The following is a 393-nucleotide window of genomic DNA, read 5'->3' as shown; positions in this document are numbered from 1 at the left end:
ATTCCTCGTTCATGGGGAATAATTGCAATCCCCAGTCCCCATCACGAATGGGGTTCAACGGGTTACCCGCGCCTGCCGGCGTAGGGTAGGCACACGCTGAGCCAGTCAGTGTAGCGCGCGTGCAGCCCCGGACATCTAAGGGCATCACAGACCTGTTATTGCTCAATCTCGGGTGGCTGAACGCCACTTGTCCCTCTAAGAAGTTGGACGCCGACCGCGAGGGGTCGCGTAACTAGTTAGCATGCCGGAGTCTCGTTCGTTATCGGAATTAACCAGACAAATCGCTCCACCAACTAAGAACGGCCATGCACCACCACCCACAGAATCGAGAAAGAGCTATCAATCTGTCAATCCTTTCCGTGTCCGGGCCGGGTGAGGTTTCCCGTGTTGTCA

The 393-nt window shown here is 56.0% G+C and carries 1 rRNA gene; it reads right to left on the bottom strand.

Going from position 1 to position 393, the window contains the following annotated elements:
• Positions 1 to 393: ribosomal RNA gene (locus tag GFJ41_RS21195) — 16S ribosomal RNA — on the bottom strand; the annotation flags it as partial.

It is taken from the genome of Paraclostridium dentum (assembly GCF_012922555.1).
In the GTDB taxonomy this organism is placed as follows: domain Bacteria; phylum Bacillota; class Clostridia; order Peptostreptococcales; family Peptostreptococcaceae; genus Paraclostridium; species Paraclostridium dentum.
The sequence above is the reverse complement of the archived record's forward strand: the minus strand, read 5'-3'. Positions and strand labels throughout refer to the sequence as shown.